At 37.6% G+C, this 21,131-nt stretch carries 17 protein-coding genes and 1 pseudogene; 7 read left to right on the top strand and 11 right to left on the bottom strand.

Translation table 11 applies throughout. The annotated features are described in order from the left end of the window. Nucleotides 1-134: 134 nt before the first annotated feature. Nucleotides 135-1,823, top strand: coding sequence for a GMC oxidoreductase (locus tag VXM68_RS17415; RefSeq protein ID WP_367209508.1), 1,689 nt, complete (start codon nt 135-137; stop codon nt 1,821-1,823). A 29-nt stretch (nt 1,824-1,852) separates the two neighbouring features. Here the strand turns inward: VXM68_RS17415 and VXM68_RS17410 are convergent, their stop codons facing one another. The 4 genes from VXM68_RS17410 to VXM68_RS17395 all read right to left on the bottom strand — a co-directional run bounded on the left by VXM68_RS17410 (nt 1,853) and on the right by VXM68_RS17395 (nt 6,891). Beyond that, nucleotides 1,853-2,395 (bottom strand): hypothetical protein, encoded by a 543-nt coding sequence (locus VXM68_RS17410; protein ID WP_294184878.1) that lies wholly within the window; start codon nt 2,393-2,395, stop codon nt 1,853-1,855. Nucleotides 2,396-2,548: 153 nt separating this feature from the next. After that, nucleotides 2,549-3,259, bottom strand: a complete 711-nt coding sequence (locus tag VXM68_RS17405; protein WP_367209506.1) for a LytR/AlgR family response regulator transcription factor — start codon at nt 3,257-3,259, stop codon at nt 2,549-2,551. Continuing rightward, complete coding sequence (locus VXM68_RS17400) at nt 3,252-4,427, bottom strand: sensor histidine kinase (RefSeq protein ID WP_367209505.1); 1,176 nt, start codon at nt 4,425-4,427, stop codon at nt 3,252-3,254. The genes VXM68_RS17405 and VXM68_RS17400 overlap by 8 nt, the downstream gene beginning before the upstream one ends. 61 nt (nt 4,428-4,488) lie before the next feature. Further along, a complete protein-coding gene (locus tag VXM68_RS17395) occupies nt 4,489-6,891 on the bottom strand; it encodes an outer membrane beta-barrel protein (RefSeq protein WP_367209504.1) in 2,403 nt (800 codons plus the stop codon). Between the two features lie 246 nt (nt 6,892-7,137). On the opposite strand from VXM68_RS17395, the gene VXM68_RS17390 reads away from it, so the two are divergent. Continuing rightward, entirely contained in the window at nt 7,138-8,160 is a 1,023-nt protein-coding gene (locus VXM68_RS17390; protein WP_312329704.1) for a bestrophin family ion channel, read from the top strand. Nucleotides 8,161-8,164: 4 nt separating this feature from the next. Here the strand turns inward: VXM68_RS17390 and VXM68_RS17385 are convergent, their stop codons facing one another. After that, entirely contained in the window at nt 8,165-8,623 is a 459-nt protein-coding gene (locus VXM68_RS17385) for an Lrp/AsnC family transcriptional regulator (protein WP_293957688.1), read from the bottom strand. Between the two features lie 144 nt (nt 8,624-8,767). On the opposite strand from VXM68_RS17385, the gene VXM68_RS17380 reads away from it, so the two are divergent. Both VXM68_RS17380 and VXM68_RS17375 read left to right on the top strand, forming a co-directional pair. Beyond that, entirely contained in the window at nt 8,768-9,973 is a 1,206-nt protein-coding gene (locus tag VXM68_RS17380; protein WP_367209503.1) for an aminotransferase class I/II-fold pyridoxal phosphate-dependent enzyme, read from the top strand. Between the two features lie 193 nt (nt 9,974-10,166). Further along, nucleotides 10,167-11,348 (top strand): metallophosphoesterase, encoded by a 1,182-nt coding sequence (locus tag VXM68_RS17375; RefSeq protein WP_367209502.1) that lies wholly within the window; start codon nt 10,167-10,169, stop codon nt 11,346-11,348. 50 nt (nt 11,349-11,398) lie between these two features. On the opposite strand, the gene VXM68_RS17370 is transcribed toward VXM68_RS17375, so the two are convergent. Next, complete coding sequence (locus tag VXM68_RS17370; RefSeq protein WP_294184888.1) at nt 11,399-11,983, bottom strand: hypothetical protein; 585 nt, start codon at nt 11,981-11,983, stop codon at nt 11,399-11,401. 219 nt (nt 11,984-12,202) lie between these two features. After that, nucleotides 12,203-12,769 carry a YceI family protein gene (locus tag VXM68_RS17365; RefSeq protein ID WP_367209501.1) on the bottom strand — a complete coding sequence of 189 codons (567 nt, stop codon included), beginning with the start codon at nt 12,767-12,769 and terminating at the stop codon, nt 12,203-12,205. Between the two features lie 197 nt (nt 12,770-12,966). Between VXM68_RS17365 and VXM68_RS17360 the strand changes: the two genes are divergently transcribed. The 3 genes from VXM68_RS17360 (at nt 12,967) to VXM68_RS17350 (ending at nt 16,279) form a co-directional block, all read left to right on the top strand. Continuing rightward, on the top strand, nt 12,967-14,022 hold the full coding sequence (locus VXM68_RS17360; protein WP_294184892.1) for an NAD(P)-dependent alcohol dehydrogenase: 1,056 nt from the start codon (nt 12,967-12,969) through the stop codon (nt 14,020-14,022). Nucleotides 14,023-14,376: 354 nt separating this feature from the next. Next, entirely contained in the window at nt 14,377-15,321 is a 945-nt protein-coding gene (locus VXM68_RS17355) for an aldo/keto reductase (protein ID WP_367209500.1), read from the top strand. Nucleotides 15,322-15,523: 202 nt separating this feature from the next. Next, a complete protein-coding gene (locus VXM68_RS17350) occupies nt 15,524-16,279 on the top strand; it encodes a response regulator transcription factor (RefSeq protein ID WP_367209499.1) in 756 nt (251 codons plus the stop codon). 63 nt (nt 16,280-16,342) lie between these two features. Here the strand turns inward: VXM68_RS17350 and msrB are convergent, their stop codons facing one another. The 4 genes and pseudogenes from msrB to VXM68_RS17330 all read right to left on the bottom strand — a co-directional run bounded on the left by msrB (nt 16,343) and on the right by VXM68_RS17330 (nt 20,752). Then, nucleotides 16,343-16,807 (bottom strand): peptide-methionine (R)-S-oxide reductase MsrB, encoded by a 465-nt coding sequence (gene msrB / locus VXM68_RS17345; protein ID WP_349682268.1) that lies wholly within the window; start codon nt 16,805-16,807, stop codon nt 16,343-16,345. Nucleotides 16,808-16,870: 63 nt separating this feature from the next. Beyond that, nucleotides 16,871-17,338 (bottom strand): annotated as a pseudogene (msrA, locus tag VXM68_RS17340) (peptide-methionine (S)-S-oxide reductase MsrA); the annotation flags it as partial. 400 nt (nt 17,339-17,738) lie between these two features. Continuing rightward, nucleotides 17,739-19,052 (bottom strand): sensor histidine kinase KdpD, encoded by a 1,314-nt coding sequence (locus VXM68_RS17335; RefSeq protein ID WP_293957679.1) that lies wholly within the window; start codon nt 19,050-19,052, stop codon nt 17,739-17,741. Between the two features lie 188 nt (nt 19,053-19,240). Then, nucleotides 19,241-20,752: a discoidin domain-containing protein gene (locus VXM68_RS17330; RefSeq protein WP_367209498.1), complete on the bottom strand. Its 1,512-nt coding sequence runs from the start codon at nt 20,750-20,752 to the stop codon at nt 19,241-19,243. Nucleotides 20,753-21,131 lie beyond the last annotated feature (379 nt).

Here is a 21,131-nt window from a genome sequence, read left to right as displayed (position 1 = left end):
CGTTGCCGAGGTGGATAAGCTCGAGGTGCAGGGTAGATTTATCATTAAACTTTGCCATTGTTTGTGATAGAAAAAACTCACTTCGGAAAAGGAGTTTTCCAACAGGTAGTAACCAATAAACCAACTACAACTACATGAATAATAATGTATACGATGCTATTGTCGTCGGGTCTGGAATCACTGGCGGCTGGGCAGCGAAGGAACTAACAGAGCGGGGACTTAAAACCATAATGTTAGAAAGAGGACGCAATATTGAACATATTAAAGATTATCCATCCCCCAACAAAGATCCATGGGATTTTCCACATGGTGGCCGTGTACCGTTGGATATTGCGCAGCATTATTTGCCATTTGGAATCAAAAATCAATGGATAAACGAAGGAAATATTGATTTTTGGACCAATGAAACTGAAAGTCCATATAAGGAAATAAAACCCTTTAATTGGTTCAGAGGTTATCAGGTTGGCGGGCGGTCGCTAATGTGGGGGCGGCAGAGTTATCGTTTGTCGGATATTGATTTTGAGGCTAATAGCAAAGATGGTTACGGTATAGATTGGCCTGTACGTTATCGGGAAATTGCGCCCTGGTACAGTTATGTCGAGAAATTTGCCGGCATCTCTGGTAATAAAGACGGAATAGCAGTGCTGCCTGACGGTGAATTTATGCCGCCGATGGATATGAATGTTGTAGAAAAAGATCTTGCCGCACGACTGAAATTGCGTTACCAGGGCAAGCGGCATTTTATCATTGGTAGGGTTGCCAACATAACAGTTCCGCATCATAACCGCATCAATTGCCAATACCAAAATAAATGCTGGCTTGGCTGTAATTTTGGCGCTTATTTTAGCACACAGTCTGCCACATTACCTGCTGCGATGAAGACAGGAAAGTTAACGTTACGCCCGTTTTCCATTGTAAAGAATATTATTTATGACCCTGATACGCAGCGAGCTAAAGGAGTTGAAATAGTTGATGCAGAAACGAATCTGACGTATGAATATTTTGCCAAAATTGTTTTTGTTTGTGCATCGACGTTAAATTCCACCTGGTTATTAATGAATTCCGCTACTGCTATATGGGAAAATGGTCTGGGTAGTAGCAGCGGGGAACTGGGGCATAATTTAATGGATCACATGTTAAATAGTGGTGCTGGCGGAAGCGTAGATGGATTCGAAGATAAATATATTTTTGGTCGAAGGGCTAATGGATTATATGTTCCGCGATTCGTTAATGTTCCCGGAGATAATAAGCACAGAGATTATGTTCGTGGTTTTGGCTATCAGGGCGGTGCTTCGAGGCCTCAATGGACAGGTGAGGTCGAGCATATGCGCGTGGGCGGGGCCTGGAAGGATGCTATTACTGAGCCTGGCGGCTGGAAAATTGGATTCACTGCTTTCGGGGAAATACTGCCATACCACGATAATAAAGTCGTATTGGATTCGTCTATTCGCGATAAATGGGGACTTCCTGTATTAGCAATAGATGCAGCGATCAAGGAGAACGAGCGGAAGATAAGACGCGATGCCAGTAATGAAATGGTGGAAATGTTAACATCAATTGGTGTCAAAGATGTAAAGACCTACGATAATGGGTTCAGTATGGGGCAGGGAATTCACGAAATGGGCACAGCACGAATGGGCAACGATCCAAAAACATCAGTACTGAACAAATTTAATCAAGTATGGGACGCGAAAAATGTTTTTGTGACAGATGGGGCCTTTATGACTTCTTCATCGTGTGTGAATCCATCACTAACGTATATGGCATTTACCGCAAGGGCGGTAGATTTTGCGGTAAATGAGCTAAAAAAAGGTAATCTTTAATATGTTAAAATTTTATCAATGGCGTTACGCTAATTGACTGCGGGATCAATTAGGGAAGTGGTTAAACTCATAAACTTCAAAAGATTTTTGTTATCAAAGATGAGCGTAGTAAAATGCGTACCCGTTTTCATGGTCAGGCTAGTACCGCCAGGGTAAGCGTTTCCATCATCAAGCTTCTTCTGTTTGACTTGGTGACGACTGAATTTTGAGAGCGCGTCCTTGAGGGTTGTTTTATTCATTGCTAGATCAAAAGGTAGCCCTTCGATAACCAAAAACTTATCTTCAGGAATATCGAAAAAAAGTTCATTAACAGTTTTGTCATCGCCGTAATTGCTATACAGTTCTAAGCCAGATGTAGCGATCCATTTTGCATACTTTTCCGCATTGGCGTCTTCATAAAATTCCGTTTTGACATGCAACGCCGCCGCAATTTTATCCACTGTCTGTGGAAATATAAATTCTCCATTTTTATTTAACATTGTCCTTAGATCCACTTTGTTTTGGGCAAAAGCAGTTGTCGCAAGCAGTAAAAGAATCATATTTAATGCGAAGCCTTTTATTTTTATCATCATCTTGTCGTGTATTTGAAGTCTGATTATTTCAATGTAATTAAAATAATCAAACGAATATAAACATACAATAGTATGCTGTATCTTTTTTTTTAAAATCCACTAAACGTTCACCTATGGACATTCAGGTCGCTAAAGGCATTGTATTCGATTATTTTAATGTAACCCCAAAAGGGAATATAATTGGTCTTTTTTATTGCTGGCGATAGGAATAATTTTTCCATTCGAAAGCTGAACGATATTTCCATTTAGCGACTGAATATAATCTGTATTGACGATGAATGCTCTATGAATTCGAAAGAAACTGGAATTGTATAAAATTTCCTCCATGGCTTTCAAGGTAGATAATGTCTGATTCGTACCGTTAAGCGTGACAATGGTCAAGTAATTGCCCTGAGCCTCGATGTAGACAATATCCTTTAGCATTAGTTTGATGAACTTGCTTTCACTTTTTATGAAAATTCGATCTGTTTTTATAGAACTGTTTTTTAGCTTTTTAAGCATATCTAGTTGTTCCTTTACTCTATTTACAGCTTTTAAAAACCGATCGAAACGAACGGGTTTTATGAGGTAATCCGCCGCTCCTTTTTCAAATCCGTCAATGGCAAAATGCCGATGTGCTGTGATAAAAATAAAGATGGGTTGCTGCGCTAGGGTTTCCAATAGATCTAAGCCCGTCAACTTGGGCATTTCAATATCACTAAACACCAAATCAATGGCATTATCTTGCAAGAAGCTCATGGCTTCGATTGGCTTTCCGAATGTCTTTCTCAGTTCCAGAAAGGGTATTTGATTGACGAAATCTGTAATGAGTTCAATTCCTAAAGGCTCGTCGTCGATGACGATGCAACTATACTTTTCAATCATGCTGTAATGTGATATTTAATACAACTTTAAATTCGCCGTTAGTATCTGTGATTTGGAGATCGCTCTTTGTCGGATAAATGAGGTGGAGGCGTTTTCTTAAATTTTTAATACCAATACCTTTAGACGGAGCTGTTTTTGTTCTATCTAAATTATCATAGTCATTTTTAATTTCAAAAATAAATTGATCTTTGGTAATGCTAATAAAAAGTTGGACAAATGAGTCCTCTTCATTTTTAAGTCCGTATTTAAAGGCGTTTTCGATTAGATTAAATGTCAATAATGGCGCAATTGTTAGGTTGGCAGCGTGCTGTCGGCCTTCGATTTTCAATACAATTTTATAGTTTTTCGGATGCCGCATTTTTTCTAGTGAGAAGTAATTCTCAATAAAATCGAGCTCTTTCCCTAAGGAGACATATTCTGTATCCGAGTCATATAACGTGTATCCCATTATTTCGGATAAATTTAAAACAACCTCTGGCGCTGTTGGATCTTTTTTCATGGTCAAACGGTAGAGATTATTTAGCGTATTGAATAGAAAATGTGGATTAAGTTGAGCTTTCAGAAAGTCTTTTTCTACCTGTATGTTTTCCAGTGACAACTTTAACTTCTGCTCTTGAATTCGCATCCTATCTTTGTTTATTCTTCTCATATCAATTAATATTTTGGTAAAGAAAAAAGGAGACATCGAATAGATAACAGATAATGCATTTAATGCAATCACCTTGAAACTGAAAACCGACCAAAGATTTGGAATGAAGTTTCTTTCTTTGCCCATTAATGGGTATAAGTTGGATAGGTCATAACCATATCTGTAGGCTACTACATAAAAAAGATTATTGATAAATAACCAAATAAAAATACATACGGGCGATGCTATAAACGGTAATATCCATAGTTTTGAATTTCGCGCATAGGGTATGATCCAATAGAAAAAGAGATAAAAGACTACAAGTGATGAAATCAGGACGCGGATCGATAAAAATAAGGATTGATTCGGCGGAATTGCCAACACATAGTAGTAGTTGCAGAACAGGAGCACCGTAAATATGAACCACATACCAAAATGTAATATGATTCGAACACTTGGCGTATAGAATGTTTCAATATTCTTTTTTTTAACGAATGGATCTACCTGGGCGATAAATTTGGCAAGCTTATACTTTTTCATTGACCCTTATTTATTTTAATTTAGTAGCTCGTTGAGCTGCAAAGATAAAAATTGTTAACATTTATAATCTTCCGTTTTCCTCCATATTACTAGATTCCATTTTTTTCGCTTTAAACGCCGTGCCCTTTTTGAAATTATATATTAAGGAGATGGAGCAAACACGTGATTGTTCTTTATGACTTATCCAAATTTTAGTATCGTTGAAATAACTTGTTGCTGTATAATTATTGGTATAAAATATATCACTGATGCTCGCCTTAGCCACCAATTTATCTTTCATGAGTTTTTTCTGGATTCCTAAATCGACCGATCCGATGGCTTTAGTTACAATATTTCCGATTAACATTTGTGGTGTATAGAATGCATTTATATTCATACTATAGCCTTTACCACAGGATATTTCCTGTTCCGTCTGTACAAGGAAAGAGGCTTTTTTTAAATTAAAGTTTGGAGAAGCGGAACGGGTATGTGTGAACAGAACGGTATTCGTGCTTGACCAGAAGGAAAAGAAGTCTACAGGCACGCTGATGGTAGCGGTCCATACCTTTTGAGTACCGACGTTGTCTTTAATGACGGTCAACAGCGCTTCTTTTGCCTGGTTGCGTATGATTTGTGATATGGCGTTTTTTGTCTGTGAATAATTTAATGCGCTATAGTATTTTTCTTTCCAAAGCCCACCAATTTCTATTGAATTTGTAAATTGTGGTCTCAAATAGGGATTTCCTGTCTGTACGGAATAATTATCGATATAATATTTATATGGATTCAAATCAAAGTATGAAGGACGTCTAATTCTTCGATTGTAGGAAAAAGTAAGGTAATTGCTTCCTCCCATATTTAGGTCTTTCTTTAAAAATATGCTTGGAAACCAATTGAAATAATGTTGTGAAAGATCTGCCTGCTGTGCTCCCCAAAGTCGCCCCTGGACAATGGATTTCTCTCCTCTAATCCCCAATTGATAATCAATTTTTGCCCATTTTCCCGTGTAATTGGCGTAGGTTGCATAAATTCTTTCTTTATAAGCGAATTCGAAATCAAGCGATGGACTTGGTGTCCAATGTTTATTGAAAATCTGATAGTTATTGGTGTTTATGATATCTGTCGCTGTAGACTTTAAGCCAATGGACAAATTATTTTCTTTTTTTATTATCCAGTTGTATTTTGCTTCGCCCGTAAATATTTTTGCTGTACTTGGATAATTTAATCTAAATAACGTATCGCTCATTACGCTACCTTTGGCATTCCAATCCGTGCTGTTGCTGATACTATTTCCAGTACGCTTATTATGTGTATAATCGGCGATTACAGTGACCTTAGAATGCAAACTGTCTGTTTCCCTACCATAATTGAATCCAATGTTTTGATAATTGGATTTCGATTCGGAAGGAAAGCTGCCCGCCGAAGTGATATCTTTAGCTGGATCTGGGTAGCGCACTGTCGCATGGGCAACCGAGGGACCTGTAAAATTACTATATTGGCCCGTATAGGATAATCCGAAAGATTCCTTCTTTGAACGATCATATGTTACAACCGTTCTTATCCGGCTATTGTTGTTTGTTTGTGTATTGTCTGTTGTTTGACTATATAGACCATTATTGGGAAAATTTCTCTGCTGTTTGAGTTCTTCATAGGATTTAGCGTGAGCGTAAGCATAGCTTGCGGTTAAACCAATTTTTTCCTTCCGATAATTTAAAGCGGCGTAAGGATTGTATGAGGCATATTTTCCGAGGCCTAGTCCATAGTCATTGCCGATATAGCCATTGATTCCTTGCTTATCATTTTTCTTCAAAATAATATTAATTATGCCACCACTGCCTTCTGCATCGAATTCCGCTGAGGGATGTGCCATAATTTCAATGCTTTGGATATCACTGGAACGTAATGACTGAAGGTAATTTTTAAGATCGCTTCCTGCCAGATTAATACTTTTACCGTCTACAAGAATGCGTGTGCCCATTATCCCGTTAATTGAAATTTGGCCGTTATTGACAAACACTCCTGGTGCTATTTTAAGTAAATCTAATGCTGATTTTCCAACAGCGTTGGCTGTTTGCCCAACATTCATGATGAGACGGTCAATTTTTCGCTGTATGACCGGTCTGCGATTGTTTACCGTCACTTCATCTAGCACGAGGTTAGTTAAGCGTGATTTGGGAACTACAAATGCGATGGTTTCATTCGGTTCTTTAATATCGATTTTTTGCTGCATTTTGAGTACTTTTTCAATATGAACTGAAGCGAGATAAGTTCCTTTTTCGTTGATGAATAACTGAAAGTTGCCATACTCATCGGCTATTTTCTCTATAGCTGTATCTTTCATTGCATGTAATGGCTGAAAGGAAACGGTTGCGTAGGGGACTGGATTTCCAGATTGATCGGAGACCTTTCCGATGACTGTGCTTTGAGCGAATAGCAAACTGTTAGCGAAAAATGCAATCAGAGTTACTACTATTAATTTGTTCATAAGTTTCGAATAATTACCCAAAGCTATATTCGACGATGGTTTTATTCAATTTTTTGGGATATATGTTGGTTTTTTCGGGATGAAAAAAGTAAATTTAGTGATAAGCTATTTTGAAATCTATACCTTTAGTTTTGATAGTAGGGCAAAGGTTTAGAAATAATTGCCTCGAAAACAAATTGGTGTATTGAACAGTTATAGATTAAGTGTACTCTCACGGCGTTTTTTAATAAAAGATATTCATTCTTTATGATCACAACGAAATATTTCAATTATAGGCAAATATTCAATTTAGCAGGTGCACATTTGATATGGCTTACGCTTTGGTGCTCCCTCGTGGCGGTTATCTATTATTTTTTTAACTGGCAGTGGATGATAATTCCATGGGTTCCGTTGGCCTTGATCGGGACGGCTGAAGCATTCTACGTTGGTTTTAAAAACAATCAGGCCTATGATCGACTTTGGGAAGCCCGAAAAATTTGGGGTTCAATTGTTAATTCTAGCCGGTCATTCACAGCTATGTTATATGCGTTTAACACCGAAAATGGTGATTCTATCGATCTAGTAGAACGGAGAAAAAAGATTGCTTACCGTCATATTGCCTGGCTGTATACGCTTAGGGAGCAATTGTTGGTTCCCACGGAATGGGAGCACATCAGTTTAAAAAAATATATTGGTTCTATGAATGTGAAAAGAAACAGACTTATTAAGGCCGGTTTTCCTGATTACAGTAGGACATCTATTTTTTTGAATAAATATCTTTCTGCTGCGGAGTTCAACGCACAGCGTGAATACAAAAACTTTGCGACTTATCTGATTTCTCAACAAGCTAGGGAAGTAAATGCCTTGAAAAATGATAAGGTCATCTCTGATTTCAATCAAACTCAATTACAGAACTGTTTAAACCAATTTTATGATTATCAGGGGCAGGCAGAGAGAATCAAAAAATTTCCTTCGCCGCGGCAGTTTGCGAGTACCGCATTTGTGTTCAATGTCATTCTTATCATTCTGCTTCCATTAGGTTTAGTAAATGAATTTGCGAAATTGGGCGATTGGGGTATATGGACGAGTATTCCTTTTTGTGTGGTCATAGGATGGATTTATATTGTGATGGAACTGGTGGGTGACTACACTGAAAATCCATTTGGAGGATTGATGTTTGATATACCGATGCTATCGATCTGTCGAACCATTGAGATTGATATCTTGCAGATCATAGGAGACGAAGATATTCCAGAGCCTATTGCTTCAAAAAATGGCGTTTTAGTTTAAGTTTCTACAGCATAATGGCTATGGTATTTTTGACTTCAGTGATCATAAATGAGCTATGCGTGCTTGCGATATGTTTTAGACTCGTCAATTTGGTTAACATAAAATTACGATAGTCTGCCATGTCCTGCACACATATTTTTAATATATAGTCGAAATCTCCGCTCACATGAAAGCATTCTGTTACTTCCTGTAGGTTCATCACCTCTTTTTCAAAATGTAGGATAAATTCTTTTTTATGTTGCACTAATTTAACGTGGCATAATACCAAGAAATCTTTCGCTATTTTGCGTTTATCCAGTACTGCAACATATCCTTTAATGATTCCCGTATTTTCGAGTTTACGTACGCGTTCGTAAACGGCTGTCGCTGATAAGTTAAGTTTGTGGGATAGCTCTTTGGTTGTTTGTTTTGCGTCTTGTTGTAGAAGTAGCAGTAATTTTCGGTCAGTTTCGTCGAAATGCATAGATTTATTTTTGGTTTAATGGATGTTTTCTTAAATCAAATAGATTTTTTTACTAAATATTTTTTGTATAGTAGAATTATACTCTAATATAGCTATAATTTATTGTAATCTAATTTAAAATTCCCCAATTTTAAAGATAAAAACATGGAAGATTTTAATGCAGCAAATGAAATTCAAGATTTGCAATATTTTGGTGAGTTTGGAGGTGTAAATCCGTCAATATCGGACAGTTCCACCTATACCTTTCTTTCCGCTAAAATGATGTTAGATACATTCGAAGGAAATGGAGAAGGTTGTTATCTTTATTCAAGACATTCCTCTCCAATGAATGTACACTTAGCGAAGGCATTAGCAAAAATGGAAGATACCGCTGCGGCTAATGTGACATCTTCTGGGATGGGAGCCATAACTACGGTTCTCTTACAGCTCTGTAAAAGCGGAGACCATATTATTTCAAGCAGGACAATCTATGGGGGAACGTACGCTTTACTCAAAAATTTTCTCCCACCTTTCCAAATCGAGACGACATTCTTGGATATTGATGATTTTGAAGCATTAGAAAATTCGATAAGACCCAATACAAAAATTTTGTACTGTGAAAGTGTGAGCAATCCGTTGTTGCGAGTGGCGGATCTGAGGAGGTTATCGACGCTATGTAAAAAGTATAAACTAAAACTGATTGTTGACAACACCTTTTCTCCTTTGTCAATTTCACCGATACGCTTGGGCGCAGATATCGTGATTCATAGCTTAACAAAGTTTATCAACGGTAGCAGCGATAGTCTTGGTGGTGTATATTGTGCAAGCCAGGAATTTATCGACGAAACTAAAAACGTCAATAGTGGAGCTTGTATGTTGCTGGGACCAACAATGGACAGCTTACGCTCGGCGAGTATACTGAAGAATCTACGCACGCTTCATATACGGATGAAACAGCATAGCTATAACGCGCTTTATTTAGCTGAGCGATTTGAGCAAGATGGATTAAAGGTTTCTTACCCAGGACTGGTATCTCATCCCAACCACGAGTTAATGAAGAGCATAATGCATGAAGCGTATGGATTTGGCGGTTTAATGACCGTGGACGTTGAAACGACTGAAAGAGCTAATGATTTGATGGAGATGATGCAGTCTGAAAATTTAGGATATCTTGCTGTAAGTTTAGGTTTTTACAAGACATTATTTTCCTGCTCGGGCCGTTCGACCTCATCCGAAATTCCTGAGCAGGAACGTTTAACAATGGGAATTTCAGATGGATTGATCAGATTCTCTATTGGTTTAGATGACGATATTGAGCGGACTTATACGAAAATGAGAGCATGTATGCAAAAGGTCGGTATATTGAAATAATTATCAATTTAAAAACACCTTTAGGACATTATGTCATGTTTTGAATAAATGTTAGGAAATTTCACTATCAAATAGGGTTGAAATAGAGCCAATTGTCACGAGCACATCAGTATTTCGGAAGTAAGCTTCTAGCGATCCAACGATATATCTTTTGGCATATCATTAGCAGTTTAACACATGTATTTGGTACCACATGGCAAAAAGACTTCTATTCATTTTATTCCTATTTATTTTAGGGGATTTCTATTTTTTTCAGGCTTTCATTACCGTTGCTAAAAGTTCAGTTTTTCAGAGTATATATTGGTGTTTGGATTTATTGTTGCTTCTGGGAGTTTTCGCTTTATTTTTCTTGCGGAAGGCAGGTCATGAAATCCAGCGGTCAGCGACCAGTTTGGTTACGGCATTTTTGATTGTTTTGATACCCAAATTGATCGCTATTCCATTTTTACTCCTCGAAGATCTTACGCGCATTTTCCGCTCTTATCCGCCGCGTAGTATTCTTTTGAGCGAGATTGTCCTACTCATTTCGGTACTTATGCTACTGATTATTTTTTTCGGGCTAACGAGAGGTCGTTATTTTTATAGAGTACGAGAAGAAGTTGTGAGTTTTCCAGATCTCCCCGAGGCGTTTAACGGCTTTAAAATTACGCAACTGTCAGATATCCATTCTGGGAGTTTATCTGATAGGAGAAGAGTGCGTAAAGGTATTGATTTAGCAAATGCGCAGAACAGTGATCTTGTATTATTTACTGGCGATTTGGTCAATAATAGGGCTTCTGAAATGGAGCCATGGGTTTCAGAATTTAATCGCTTGCAAGCTCCGTTCGGCAAGTTTTCAGTTCTTGGAAATCACGATTATGGGGATTATGTGCCATGGGATAGTGTCGAATCAAAAATCGCAAACCTGAATAGACTTAAGGATATTCACCATGAAATGGGATTTAAATTATTACTGAATGAATCAATAGCAATTGAAAAGCAAGGAGATCGTATTTCTTTAATCGGTGTTGAAAATTGGGGCAAAGGTGGATTCCATCAGTATGGCGATCTTACTAAGGCTACCATTGGTTTGAACAAGGATACTTTCAAAATTTTGATGTCTCATGATCCTTCCCATTGGGATCATGTTACCTTGGGTCACGATCAGCATGTACATTTAACCCTCGCTGGTCATACACATGGTATGCAGTTTGGGATCGAATTATTTGGATTTAAATGGAGCCCAATTCAATATTTTTACAAACAATGGGCAGGGCTGTATCAAAAACATGGAAAATATCTTTACGTCAATCGTGGATTTGGCTTTCACGGTTTACGAGGGCGAATAGGAGTATGGCCTGAAATCACTGTTGTTACTTTGAGGAAAATTGATTAGACGCAAGAAACAGTCAAAAAAACTCGAATAATTTATACGTTCTAATTGGCTCATATCTTACTCATAGAAATATTGCTGATGACTTCAAAATCTGAAATTCTATAATCGTCGTCAAAGAATAGTCCATTTACATAGCGTTGTATGGGGTAGAATAAATCTGCGGGCGCGTTACCGAAAAAGGTTTTAAAATCATTCGGAATAGAATACAATTTATTGTATTGACCTTTCCCCAAGCTGATACCACCGATTTTTTTCAAATAACCGGTTATCTTGTGTTTATGTTTACCAGAAAATATTTCTTTTGTTTCGACAAAATAATCCTCAATATAGAAATTACGGATGTCCTGAAGTTTAAGGTCACTTTTGGGGTCTGGTTTAATGCGTCTAGCGTAGGAGACATCCACTAAAGTGCAACTGGCTTTCTGTACCTTTGAAACATCAATAAAATACCCTTCATCAACCATAAGATGTTTACTGTCTTTATATATCCCTAACAACATCTCATTGATCTCTCGGTCGGAGTAATCCGATATATTAGAAGATCTTCCTAACTTCTCAAATGCAAGGCCACTATTACTCCAATTTTTTCTAATTCTATTAAGCTCGTGCTGTTGAAAAGTTTTTATTTTCTCCATAAATCCTCTGTATAATTTATCTTTAGGAATTTTAAAGATAAATCTAAAACTTCACTTTCGTTAATTTTCAGGTATGTTATGTGTAATTTGAAACAAATCTAATTTAATAGAATTCACGTTACATACAGTTGAAAAATATTAACAATCAAATTTTAGTACACTTGGAGACTGGAAAGAGTCTTATTAGCAGTAGTTTATTGATTCGCTCCAATGCATGAGCTATTTTGTTCCCTTTATCTGTATATCCAATGTGAACTCATCGTTTATAGCGCGGTTGCCTAAGTCAGAGAAGAAACTCGCAGAACGATACTGTATATCAAAATCCAAACGATTGACTTTTATGCCGACAGCTTCTGCAGCTAGACCATCTACCGAAGTGGTGACTTTCGCAGGAAATGATATTGATTTTGTTTTATTCTTTATTGTAAGATTACCTGTTATGATTGGGTTTGCTTTGCTGTTGTCAACTTTACTGATGACAAATTTCGCGGTGGGATAGCTCGGGACATTAAAAAAATCTTCATTTTTTAAATGCTCCGTCAATTTGGGCGCATCAGTACACGCCATGGAATTCATATCTATTGTAAAGCTACCGGCTATGATTTTTCCTTTATCGGTCTGTATACTACCATCTTGTAGATTTATAACGCCTACATGTCCACCGACGACCTTTTTGGCGCTCCATTTGATTTTCGAGGATTCGGTATTCACCTTATAATTGATTTTTTGTGCAAAAGCCATCGCTGTAAAGCAAAGAAGAGCCAGCGTTAAATTGATTCTTTTCATTGGAATGATTTATATGTACTCAAATATACACTGTACTATGCATAATCTATATGTTGAAACTTGCTTTTTTGTTTGTCGAATGTCAATATTCCGATTCGACTTCTTCATTCATCAACAATACCTATTAACTTTACACAAGTTAAAATGAGGATAGAAGTCATTTTCGTATCCAAATGTGGTCTATAAAAAAAGATAATATGATTAAATCGAAAGGTTATGCGGCAAAAGACAGTAATTCTCCACTTGAATACTGGGAATTTGAAAGAAGAGAGCTGGGTGCAAACGATGTATTAATAGATATCTTGTATAGTGGCATCTGTCATTCAGATATTCATCAAGTACATGATGAGTGGGGTGGTACACACTACCCGATTGTACCAGGGCATGAGATTGTAGGCCGCATTAGTGCAGTTGGTGCTGACGTGACAAAATTTAAGAAAGGTGATCTTGCAGGTGTCGGCTGTATGGTTGCCTCGTGCGGTACTTGCGAAAACTGTAAAGCAGATCAACAGCAGTTCTGTTCTGAAAAGAAGACCGTCTGGACCTATAATAGCAAAGATGTGATGCATGATCACAGCTATACCTTTGGCGGCTACAGCAATAATATCGTAGCGGACGCAAATTTTGTGCTTCATGTGCCAGAATCATTGGATATTAAAAAGGTTGCCCCACTGCTTTGCGCTGGGATTACAACGTATTCTCCATTAAAAAGATGGAATGTCAGCAAAGGTCATAAAGTTGGTGTATTGGGGCTAGGTGGATTAGGGCATATGGCTGTTAAAATTGCGGTAGCGATGGGGGCAGAAGTTACCATGATTAGTCATTCGCCACGTAAAAAAGACGATGCGGCTTTGCTTGGCGCGCATAAGTTTTTAAATACGCATGAGTCTAATGAGATTGACGAGTTTTCATCGTATTTTGATTTCATTATTGATACAGTATCGGCTCCCCATGATTACAACCTCTATTTAGCACTGTTAAAAACAAAAGGGGTTTACATTTGTGTCGGAATTCCAGCTGCTCCGATGGAGATTAATGGCCGGTCCATTATGGGGGGGAATAAGGTCCTAACGGCGTCCAGTATTGGAGGAATACAAGAAACTCAGGATATGCTTGATTTTTGTGCAGCGCACAATATTCTGCCTGAGACAGAAATGATCAATATTGATTATGTCAATGAGGCTTACCAAAGGGTATTGGACAGTGATGTTAAATATCGATTTGTAATCGATATGTCATCCATCGAAAAGTAATATATAAAAGGGTCGACTCGAAATAGGGTGACCCTTTTTTCTACCCATCATTCGTTACTCCTTCACCTGCAAATGTTCGTTTTCCGCTACAGTATTGATCCAGATGATTAATTGGAGCTTCGCCGCTTGATTTGTTCTTAAACCATAGAGCCTTAGATTTTTCTCCCGGAATTATCCTATTTATAATGCTTTGAACGATTATTTTGCTCATGCAATATTACGTTTTCTGAATTCGTTTTATGACAATTTTATGTGACAGGTGTTTGCGCTAGCACGCTTCTAATAATGTAACTTTAATGTCTACACAGCGGTGTGATCCAGTTTTTTTTTTAAATGGAACAATACATAAATTAAATGAAAAAGATAGAAATACAACACACAGATTTGCAGATAGCACCTCTAAATTTTGGCGGAAATGTTTTTGGATGGACGTTGGACGAAAAGCAGTCGTTTGAGATTTTAGACCAATTTGCAGGTGCAGGATTTAATTTTATTGATACGGCGGATACGTATTCGTGGTGGGTAAATGGCATAGGAGGGCAATCCGAGGAAATAATTGGTAAATGGTTGAAGAGCCGCGGCAATCGACAGGAAATAGTAATTGCTACGAAAGTTGGCTCAGAAACTCGGGAGCATGGTTACGATATTTCAAAAAAACATATTTTAAAATCTGCTGATGATTCGTTGAGACGATTGGGAGTAGATCATATTGATTTGTACTACACGCATTTTGATGATAAGGTAACACCAGTGGAAGAGACATTATCGGCTTATGATGAACTAATTAAAGCAGGTAAGATTCGCTATATTGCAGCTTCTAATTTGTCGCCAACAAGATTGATTGAAAGCTTTGATGCTGCCGAGAAGAATGGTTTGCCAAAATATGTGGCCCTGCAACCACATTACAATCTCGTTGAAAGATCAGGTTTCGAAGCTGATTATGCCCCATTGGTTGAAAAGTATGGTTTAAGTGTATTTCCCTATTGGTCACTTGCGGCTGGTTTTTTGACTGGTAAATACCGAACAGAAGCCGACTTCGACAACACTACTCGCGGCGGTGGGATAAAGAAGTATTTCGACAATAAGGGAAAAGCTGTCCTTAAAGCCTTAGATTCGATTGCCGACAAACATGGCGTAAAGCAGGCTACCGTTGCATTAGCTTGGTTGTTGGCCAAACCGCTGATCACGGCACCAATCGTAAGTGCAACAAGTGCGTCCCAATTGGAAACATTATTTGCTGCTCCAACGCTCAAATTGGATACAGAAGATATTCAATTGTTGAATGAAGTAAGTAAATAACATGTGGCTTATCTTTTATGATCGCCTTTAGTTTCCAAGTAATCCATTAAAATCTCCATTATCCGTGGAGATTTTTTTAGTCTTTTGACTGGGATTGCAAAACATGAATAGAGCAGCTTATTTTCCAAACATATTGCACTTTGTTTGAATAAACGGTATAACTGACTATGGTTTTATTTAACTTCGTTTTTTGATCTTTGTTATGGATTTTAATGCGCTATTTTCGAAAAAAAACACACTCGATCGTCTTTCAGAAAAGGATATCTTACAGACCCATGACTATCTTGAGTTTGTAAAAGCTTTTTCGCGGATCACCTATCAAAGTATTTACCTGATAGATTATCAAAGTAAAAGCTTTGAATACGTTTCTGATAATCCTCTTTTTTTAGCTGGTTTGACCGCTAAGCAGGTGATGGAAATGGGATATGCTTTTTATGAGAAATATGTTCCTGCTGATGATTTTCAGATGCTTATTGATATCAACGAAGCTGGATTTAGCTTTTACGAAAAGCTGCCACTTGAAGAGCGGAAATCATACGTTATATCATACGATTTTCAAATACAACATGCTCCAAATAGACCGGTTTTAATTAATCACAAGTTGACGCCTGTTTTTTTAACAGAAGAAGGGAAAATATGGAAAGCCATTTGTATCGTTTCTTTATCCACCAATATTTCTTCAGGTAATGTAGTGATCGAAAAACTTCATGCTGATTTACTATGGGAACTTGATCTGTTGACAGGAAAATGGATATCCCGAAATAAAATAAATCTTACAGCGCGCGAAATAGAGATATTGCGCTTTTATCATCGTGGACTCAGTATTCAGGAAACATCCGAACGAATTTTTGTTTCTATCGATACGGTGAAATTTCACCGGCGGAAATTATTCGAAAAGCTCGGGGTAAGTAATATGAATGAGGCACTTGTCATTGCACTGAACAGTCGGTTATTGTAGTGATGTATGGAAATGTGATCTCTAAAATAGTTTAATAGTGCCTCTTTATGAGGCGCTATTAAACTATTTTTTTACCAGCAGTGGCAGATATTTCTCGTAACCTTGTTCTTTCATATTATCTTTTGGAATAAATCGGAGTGAAGCACTGTTTATACAATATCTCAATCCTCCTTTATCAGCCGGACCATCATCGAAAACGTGTCCAAGATGTGCATCTCCCGTCTTGCTACGTACCTCTGTTCTGCGCATTCCGTAGGAATTGTCAGATAGTTCGTCAATTACACTATCACTGATTGGTTTGGAAAAGCTCGGCCATCCACATCCAGATTCAAATTTATCAGTAGAAACAAATAAAGGTTCTCCCGTGGTGATATCTACATAGATACCTTCTCTAAATTCGTCATTATATTCATTGTCAAATGCGCGTTCAGTAGCGGCATTTTGTGTAACATTATATTGTAACGGGGTAAGTACTTTCTTTAGCGTCTCTTTATCTGCTTTTTTGTAGGATCCTTCGTTTTCCTGAATTGCTTTTTGCGCATTTGCTTTGCGAGCCAGCTCAAATAAATCTGGGCTTATATGGCAGTAACCGCCGGGGTTTTTGTCCAGATATTTTTGATGGTAGGCTTCAGCATCATAAAAATTTTGTAAAGGCTCTACTTCTACGACTATTTTTCTTGAATACTGACTTGCCAGTGCAGCTACTCGTTCTTTGATCATTATCGCGTCACTTGTATTGGTATAATATATACCGGTGCGATATTGTGTACCGATGTCATTACCCTGTTTATTCAGTGAAGTGGGATCGATCGTTTTGAAGAATAGGTCGATTAGAAGGTTGAGATCTACGATTTGAGGATCGTAGCTCACCTTAACGGTTTCAGTAAAGCCAGTCGTTCCACTGGACACTTGTGTATAAGAAGGGTTTTTAAGATTTCCGTTGGCATAGCCAACCTCGGTTGCGGTAACGCCACGAACTTGTTGAAAAAAATGTTCGGTTCCCCAAAAACAACCTCCGGCGAAATAAATTACGTGATCTATTTGATTTATAGTATTCATAGTTTTTTGTTTTGTCGATTTTAAATCATTCCCCTTTTGCGAAAAACACACCTTAACAATTAGAAATAGACCAAAGGCTATCGTAAGGAGTATGATGAAGTGTTTCATAAGTATACTTCTTTAGCTTTGAAACAACATTGTTTGTTTTCCATAGTGATCAAAGACCGTACCTGTATTTCGAAGTATATTATTAGATTTTCATTTGAATAGATTCTATGTGCTCTTTTTACAATCGTACGACTAAGCTAATCAATTCACGCTAAAATGTGACAAATTGATAATAAAGAGATGATTCACTCGCAGCATAGCTGACAGGTCATTTCAGATACATCTTGTCTGACGATTCTTATCGACGTTCGAAGTGTATGCGGTATTCCCATCTGAGCATTTAGTTTTACTGCTAAACGCATGAAGGTGATTCTACCTTAGTTTGGGTAATATGAGTTGGAGAGGACGGTAGTCCTACGCTAAAAATGGATCCTTCATTAGGTGTGCTTTGAATGTTTACAATACCATTATTTCTCTCAATCAAATCCTTGCACAATACAAGTCCAACACCCGATCCAGGCTCATGTTCAGTTCCAAAGGACTTTTGCTGAATCTCATTAAATAGCGCGGCTGATTTTAACGGATTTATACCTATACCTTCATCCTGAATATGGATATGCGTATAGAGATCGTCCACACTAATATAAATGTTGATATTCCCATTAACATAACTAAATTTTATCGCGTTACTGATTAAGTTTCGTAAAATGATAGTGGTATGGTCTCTATTGGCAATTATTTGCGTGTCTGGAGGTATATCCAAGTTGATTTTGAGTTGTTTAGATTGCGCATTATCATTGAAGCTTTTGATAATGTGTTGAATAATGGGTTTAATCAATAGTTTCGATGTGCTACAATTCATGCCTTGCATATTGCTGCTGCCCCATTGCAGTAGGTCATCTAACGCTTGATTCTGCTGAGCGATTTGTTGATAGATTTGTTGAATATATTCCTGTGAAGTGGTACTGTTTAGCATTTGGTTACGGAACATAAATACCAGTGCTTCTAGGTTGGCAAAAGGACTTTTGATGTCGTGCGCAATAATAGAAAATATTTTTTCCTTGTCGCGATTCATAGATTCTAAATTAAGGCGCTGCTGCTCGATCTTTTTCATATTTTTATAGATGATATCGAGAAAAAAGTTGACCGCCACGACGATAAAAGCAAGCGCATTAATAATATTGAACACAGATCTTGATCGCGGAACGTGCTGGCGTAGTGGAAGTATATCGGGTAGCAGATATAAAAGTGAAATTAGAAAAGCTATCGTAAGACAAAGTACTATATGAATCTTTCGGTTTTCATACATCAACATTGCGACGATTAATGTGCACAATAAAAAATATTCTCCACCATTTCTATAGAGCAAAGCTCCTGCAAAGAAAAACACAGAATTACTTGTTAACAATGTGGCCTTAGCGATGTTGTATTTCCCATAATATTGAAGGACAAGCACTGTAAAGGCACAAGTCGAATTGGAAAAATTAATCGCAGATAAAATATAACGTTGATCGATAAGATTAAGGATTGCAAAGAAAATAGTTGGAAATAAACATAACAATGCAATCAGATTGATCATGTACACGCGTTTGAAATCGATGTATGACATGCCCGGATGTGCACCAATATAGGAAAATAGCTTCCAATATTTACGTAATTTATTCATAAAGACGCGTCGGATTAACTTATAATGTGTTAATATCCAAAATTAACATAAATCGGGAGTTCAACAATGGTTTTTCAATATTTCATTGTTTCTATACTACGCTATTTGTCTCCCATATTGGTTGAAGATAATCCTTGCTATAGGCGCTGTTAATAATTGATCTTGTGATTGTAATTCTTTATCAATTCTCAATACGTCCCAAAATCAGCAAGATGCGAATAGAAGAAATCGCCCCAAGAGCTGGTAGATTCAATTTTAAGGTAACGCGTGCTAATTGATGCGTTGAGATCGACATTAATCCAAGAACCTGAGACTTTTGGCAATTGTGCTGTTTTGATTAGGGTCCAACTTGTACCGTTCGTACTTGCATAAATATTGACATCTTTTATTGCTCCATTTAAATTATCTCGATTACGAAATGCAAGGCCCTTAATAGTGCGTACAGCTCCCATATTGACCGAGAAGAAATGTGGTTGGGGTGTTTGGGTTGACGACCATGGGGTATGCCAAACAGTGCCTCGGTTCATATCCAGGACATTATTTGCAGTTGAACCAGGCTCATTGCTATCGCTTCCGATGATGGACCAACTTGTCGTCGGCAATAGTTTATAAGTAACAACTTTGGATAGATCGGGAATATTGTTGGTAAAGTTATAAGCGTAACGTATGGTTGTGCGATTACCATTAATGTGCATAAAGCCAATTCTCATTTCATAATTTCCTGTCAGGTCATAAAAATCAGCGAGTGGGCATTCGAATCTAAAACTATCCTGACCGATGATTTTTGTCGCCCATTGTACGGCATCATAATCATTGTTACCACCGAAGGGCTCTCTATCATGCCAAACAACAATATCATTGATAGGCTTGTTAGTAGTAAATTTTCCGGAAATGATAATCGTATTGTTTGTAAAGCTCGAATTCAAAGATACAATTTCTGCTGACGCAGATGCATACCAATCACTTCTAGTCACAGAACTAAATACTTGACTATTATTAAACGTCGCCGCGGTGGTACTTGTCAGGGAGGTTGTTGAGATTCCATAAGTGGAATTTCCTGAGCCCATTAAGGCTGTACCTAAAGTGGGTGCCAAGGTCTTATTCATTTTGTTGTGGCTGGCATTCAAGCCATGGCCTAATTCGTGAATCATACCACCAATCCATACGGTTGCCTTCCACCCAATATCGCCGCCGATTCCCAAATTTTTAGCATCAAGATTTGCATAGTCCAATGCGTAACAACTAGTGCCGGTACCATAGAATGGCGGGCCTCCTGGATTTGCAGGATCGGTGTTGTAAGTCGGAATAATAATGAGGTTATGCTCGCTTTTCTTTGCCGATGGATTTTGACCAAAATATGCATCTACCTCTGTCTTTACTGCTCCGTTGCCCCCAGAATAGGGGTAAGTTGCTTTTCCAAATTGCCCAGCAATGTAATGAATATTTATTAACGTATCATTGACCAGATCTAATCCAAAAGATTTTCGACCAAATCCTTCGCGGTCCATGTTATTAGCAAACATATTTTGCGCATCTAATAGAATTCTGCTTAGACGTTTTCGGAAATTGGGAATAGAATCCACATCATTGGGAACGAAATAGATCACGTTTAGTTTGTAAGGGTTGCTGTTCCATTCGTTGATCGCGGTTGCTGCTGAGGCTTTTGCTTTGAGAGGGCCGAAACTCTCTGTTGTGTTCATCAAAGTTTTGCTACAGGACGCAGTAAGTAGAGCAAGCGATGCTAATAGTGGATTTAAAAATTTTCTCGTAATGGTTTATCTTGTGTGTAATAAATATAAATGAAAGTCCATTTATTTCGGTGTAAGAAAATAAACTTTTGATAAAATCAGTTTAGTCAATCGATTGATTAGTCAAGTTTGAGAATTGTTTTGTAACATTTTAAATTTCTATAAAATGATTTGACTCAACCATGGATTTTTAAAAGAATGGGACAGAAATTGAACTATATACTTATTAGTAAGTCTCAGGGATAGGTTTTAGTCACTATAATATCAGTACTTTTTTATTTTAACCAGTTAGTTTTGATCATATCATTGGTCCTATATCAATTCCACAATC

Source organism: Sphingobacterium sp. R2 (genome assembly GCF_040760075.1).
Lineage (GTDB): Bacteria > Bacteroidota > Bacteroidia > Sphingobacteriales > Sphingobacteriaceae > Sphingobacterium.
This window is presented reverse-complemented; position numbering and strand designations above follow the sequence as displayed.

Excerpts from the sequence above, each read along its gene's own strand:
- VXM68_RS17415 (WP_367209508.1), top strand. The coding sequence starts at position 135 with ATGAATAATAATGTATACGATGCTATTGTCGTCGGGTCTGGAATCACT.
- VXM68_RS17410 (WP_294184878.1), bottom strand. The coding sequence starts at position 2,395 with ATGATGATAAAAATAAAAGGCTTCGCATTAAATATGATTCTTTTACTG.
- VXM68_RS17405 (WP_367209506.1), bottom strand. The coding sequence starts at position 3,259 with ATGATTGAAAAGTATAGTTGCATCGTCATCGACGACGAGCCTTTAGGA.
- VXM68_RS17400 (WP_367209505.1), bottom strand. The coding sequence starts at position 4,427 with ATGAAAAAGTATAAGCTTGCCAAATTTATCGCCCAGGTAGATCCATTC.
- VXM68_RS17395 (WP_367209504.1), bottom strand. The coding sequence starts at position 6,891 with ATGAACAAATTAATAGTAGTAACTCTGATTGCATTTTTCGCTAACAGT.
- VXM68_RS17390 (WP_312329704.1), top strand. The coding sequence starts at position 7,138 with ATGATCACAACGAAATATTTCAATTATAGGCAAATATTCAATTTAGCA.
- VXM68_RS17385 (WP_293957688.1), bottom strand. The coding sequence starts at position 8,623 with ATGCATTTCGACGAAACTGACCGAAAATTACTGCTACTTCTACAACAA.
- VXM68_RS17380 (WP_367209503.1), top strand. The coding sequence starts at position 8,768 with ATGGAAGATTTTAATGCAGCAAATGAAATTCAAGATTTGCAATATTTT.
- VXM68_RS17375 (WP_367209502.1), top strand. The coding sequence starts at position 10,167 with ATGGCAAAAAGACTTCTATTCATTTTATTCCTATTTATTTTAGGGGAT.
- VXM68_RS17370 (WP_294184888.1), bottom strand. The coding sequence starts at position 11,983 with ATGGAGAAAATAAAAACTTTTCAACAGCACGAGCTTAATAGAATTAGA.
- VXM68_RS17365 (WP_367209501.1), bottom strand. The coding sequence starts at position 12,769 with ATGAAAAGAATCAATTTAACGCTGGCTCTTCTTTGCTTTACAGCGATG.
- VXM68_RS17360 (WP_294184892.1), top strand. The coding sequence starts at position 12,967 with ATGATTAAATCGAAAGGTTATGCGGCAAAAGACAGTAATTCTCCACTT.
- VXM68_RS17355 (WP_367209500.1), top strand. The coding sequence starts at position 14,377 with ATGAAAAAGATAGAAATACAACACACAGATTTGCAGATAGCACCTCTA.
- VXM68_RS17350 (WP_367209499.1), top strand. The coding sequence starts at position 15,524 with ATGGATTTTAATGCGCTATTTTCGAAAAAAAACACACTCGATCGTCTT.
- VXM68_RS17335 (WP_293957679.1), bottom strand. The coding sequence starts at position 19,052 with ATGAATAAATTACGTAAATATTGGAAGCTATTTTCCTATATTGGTGCA.
- VXM68_RS17330 (WP_367209498.1), bottom strand. The coding sequence starts at position 20,752 with ATGAACACAACAGAGAGTTTCGGCCCTCTCAAAGCAAAAGCCTCAGCA.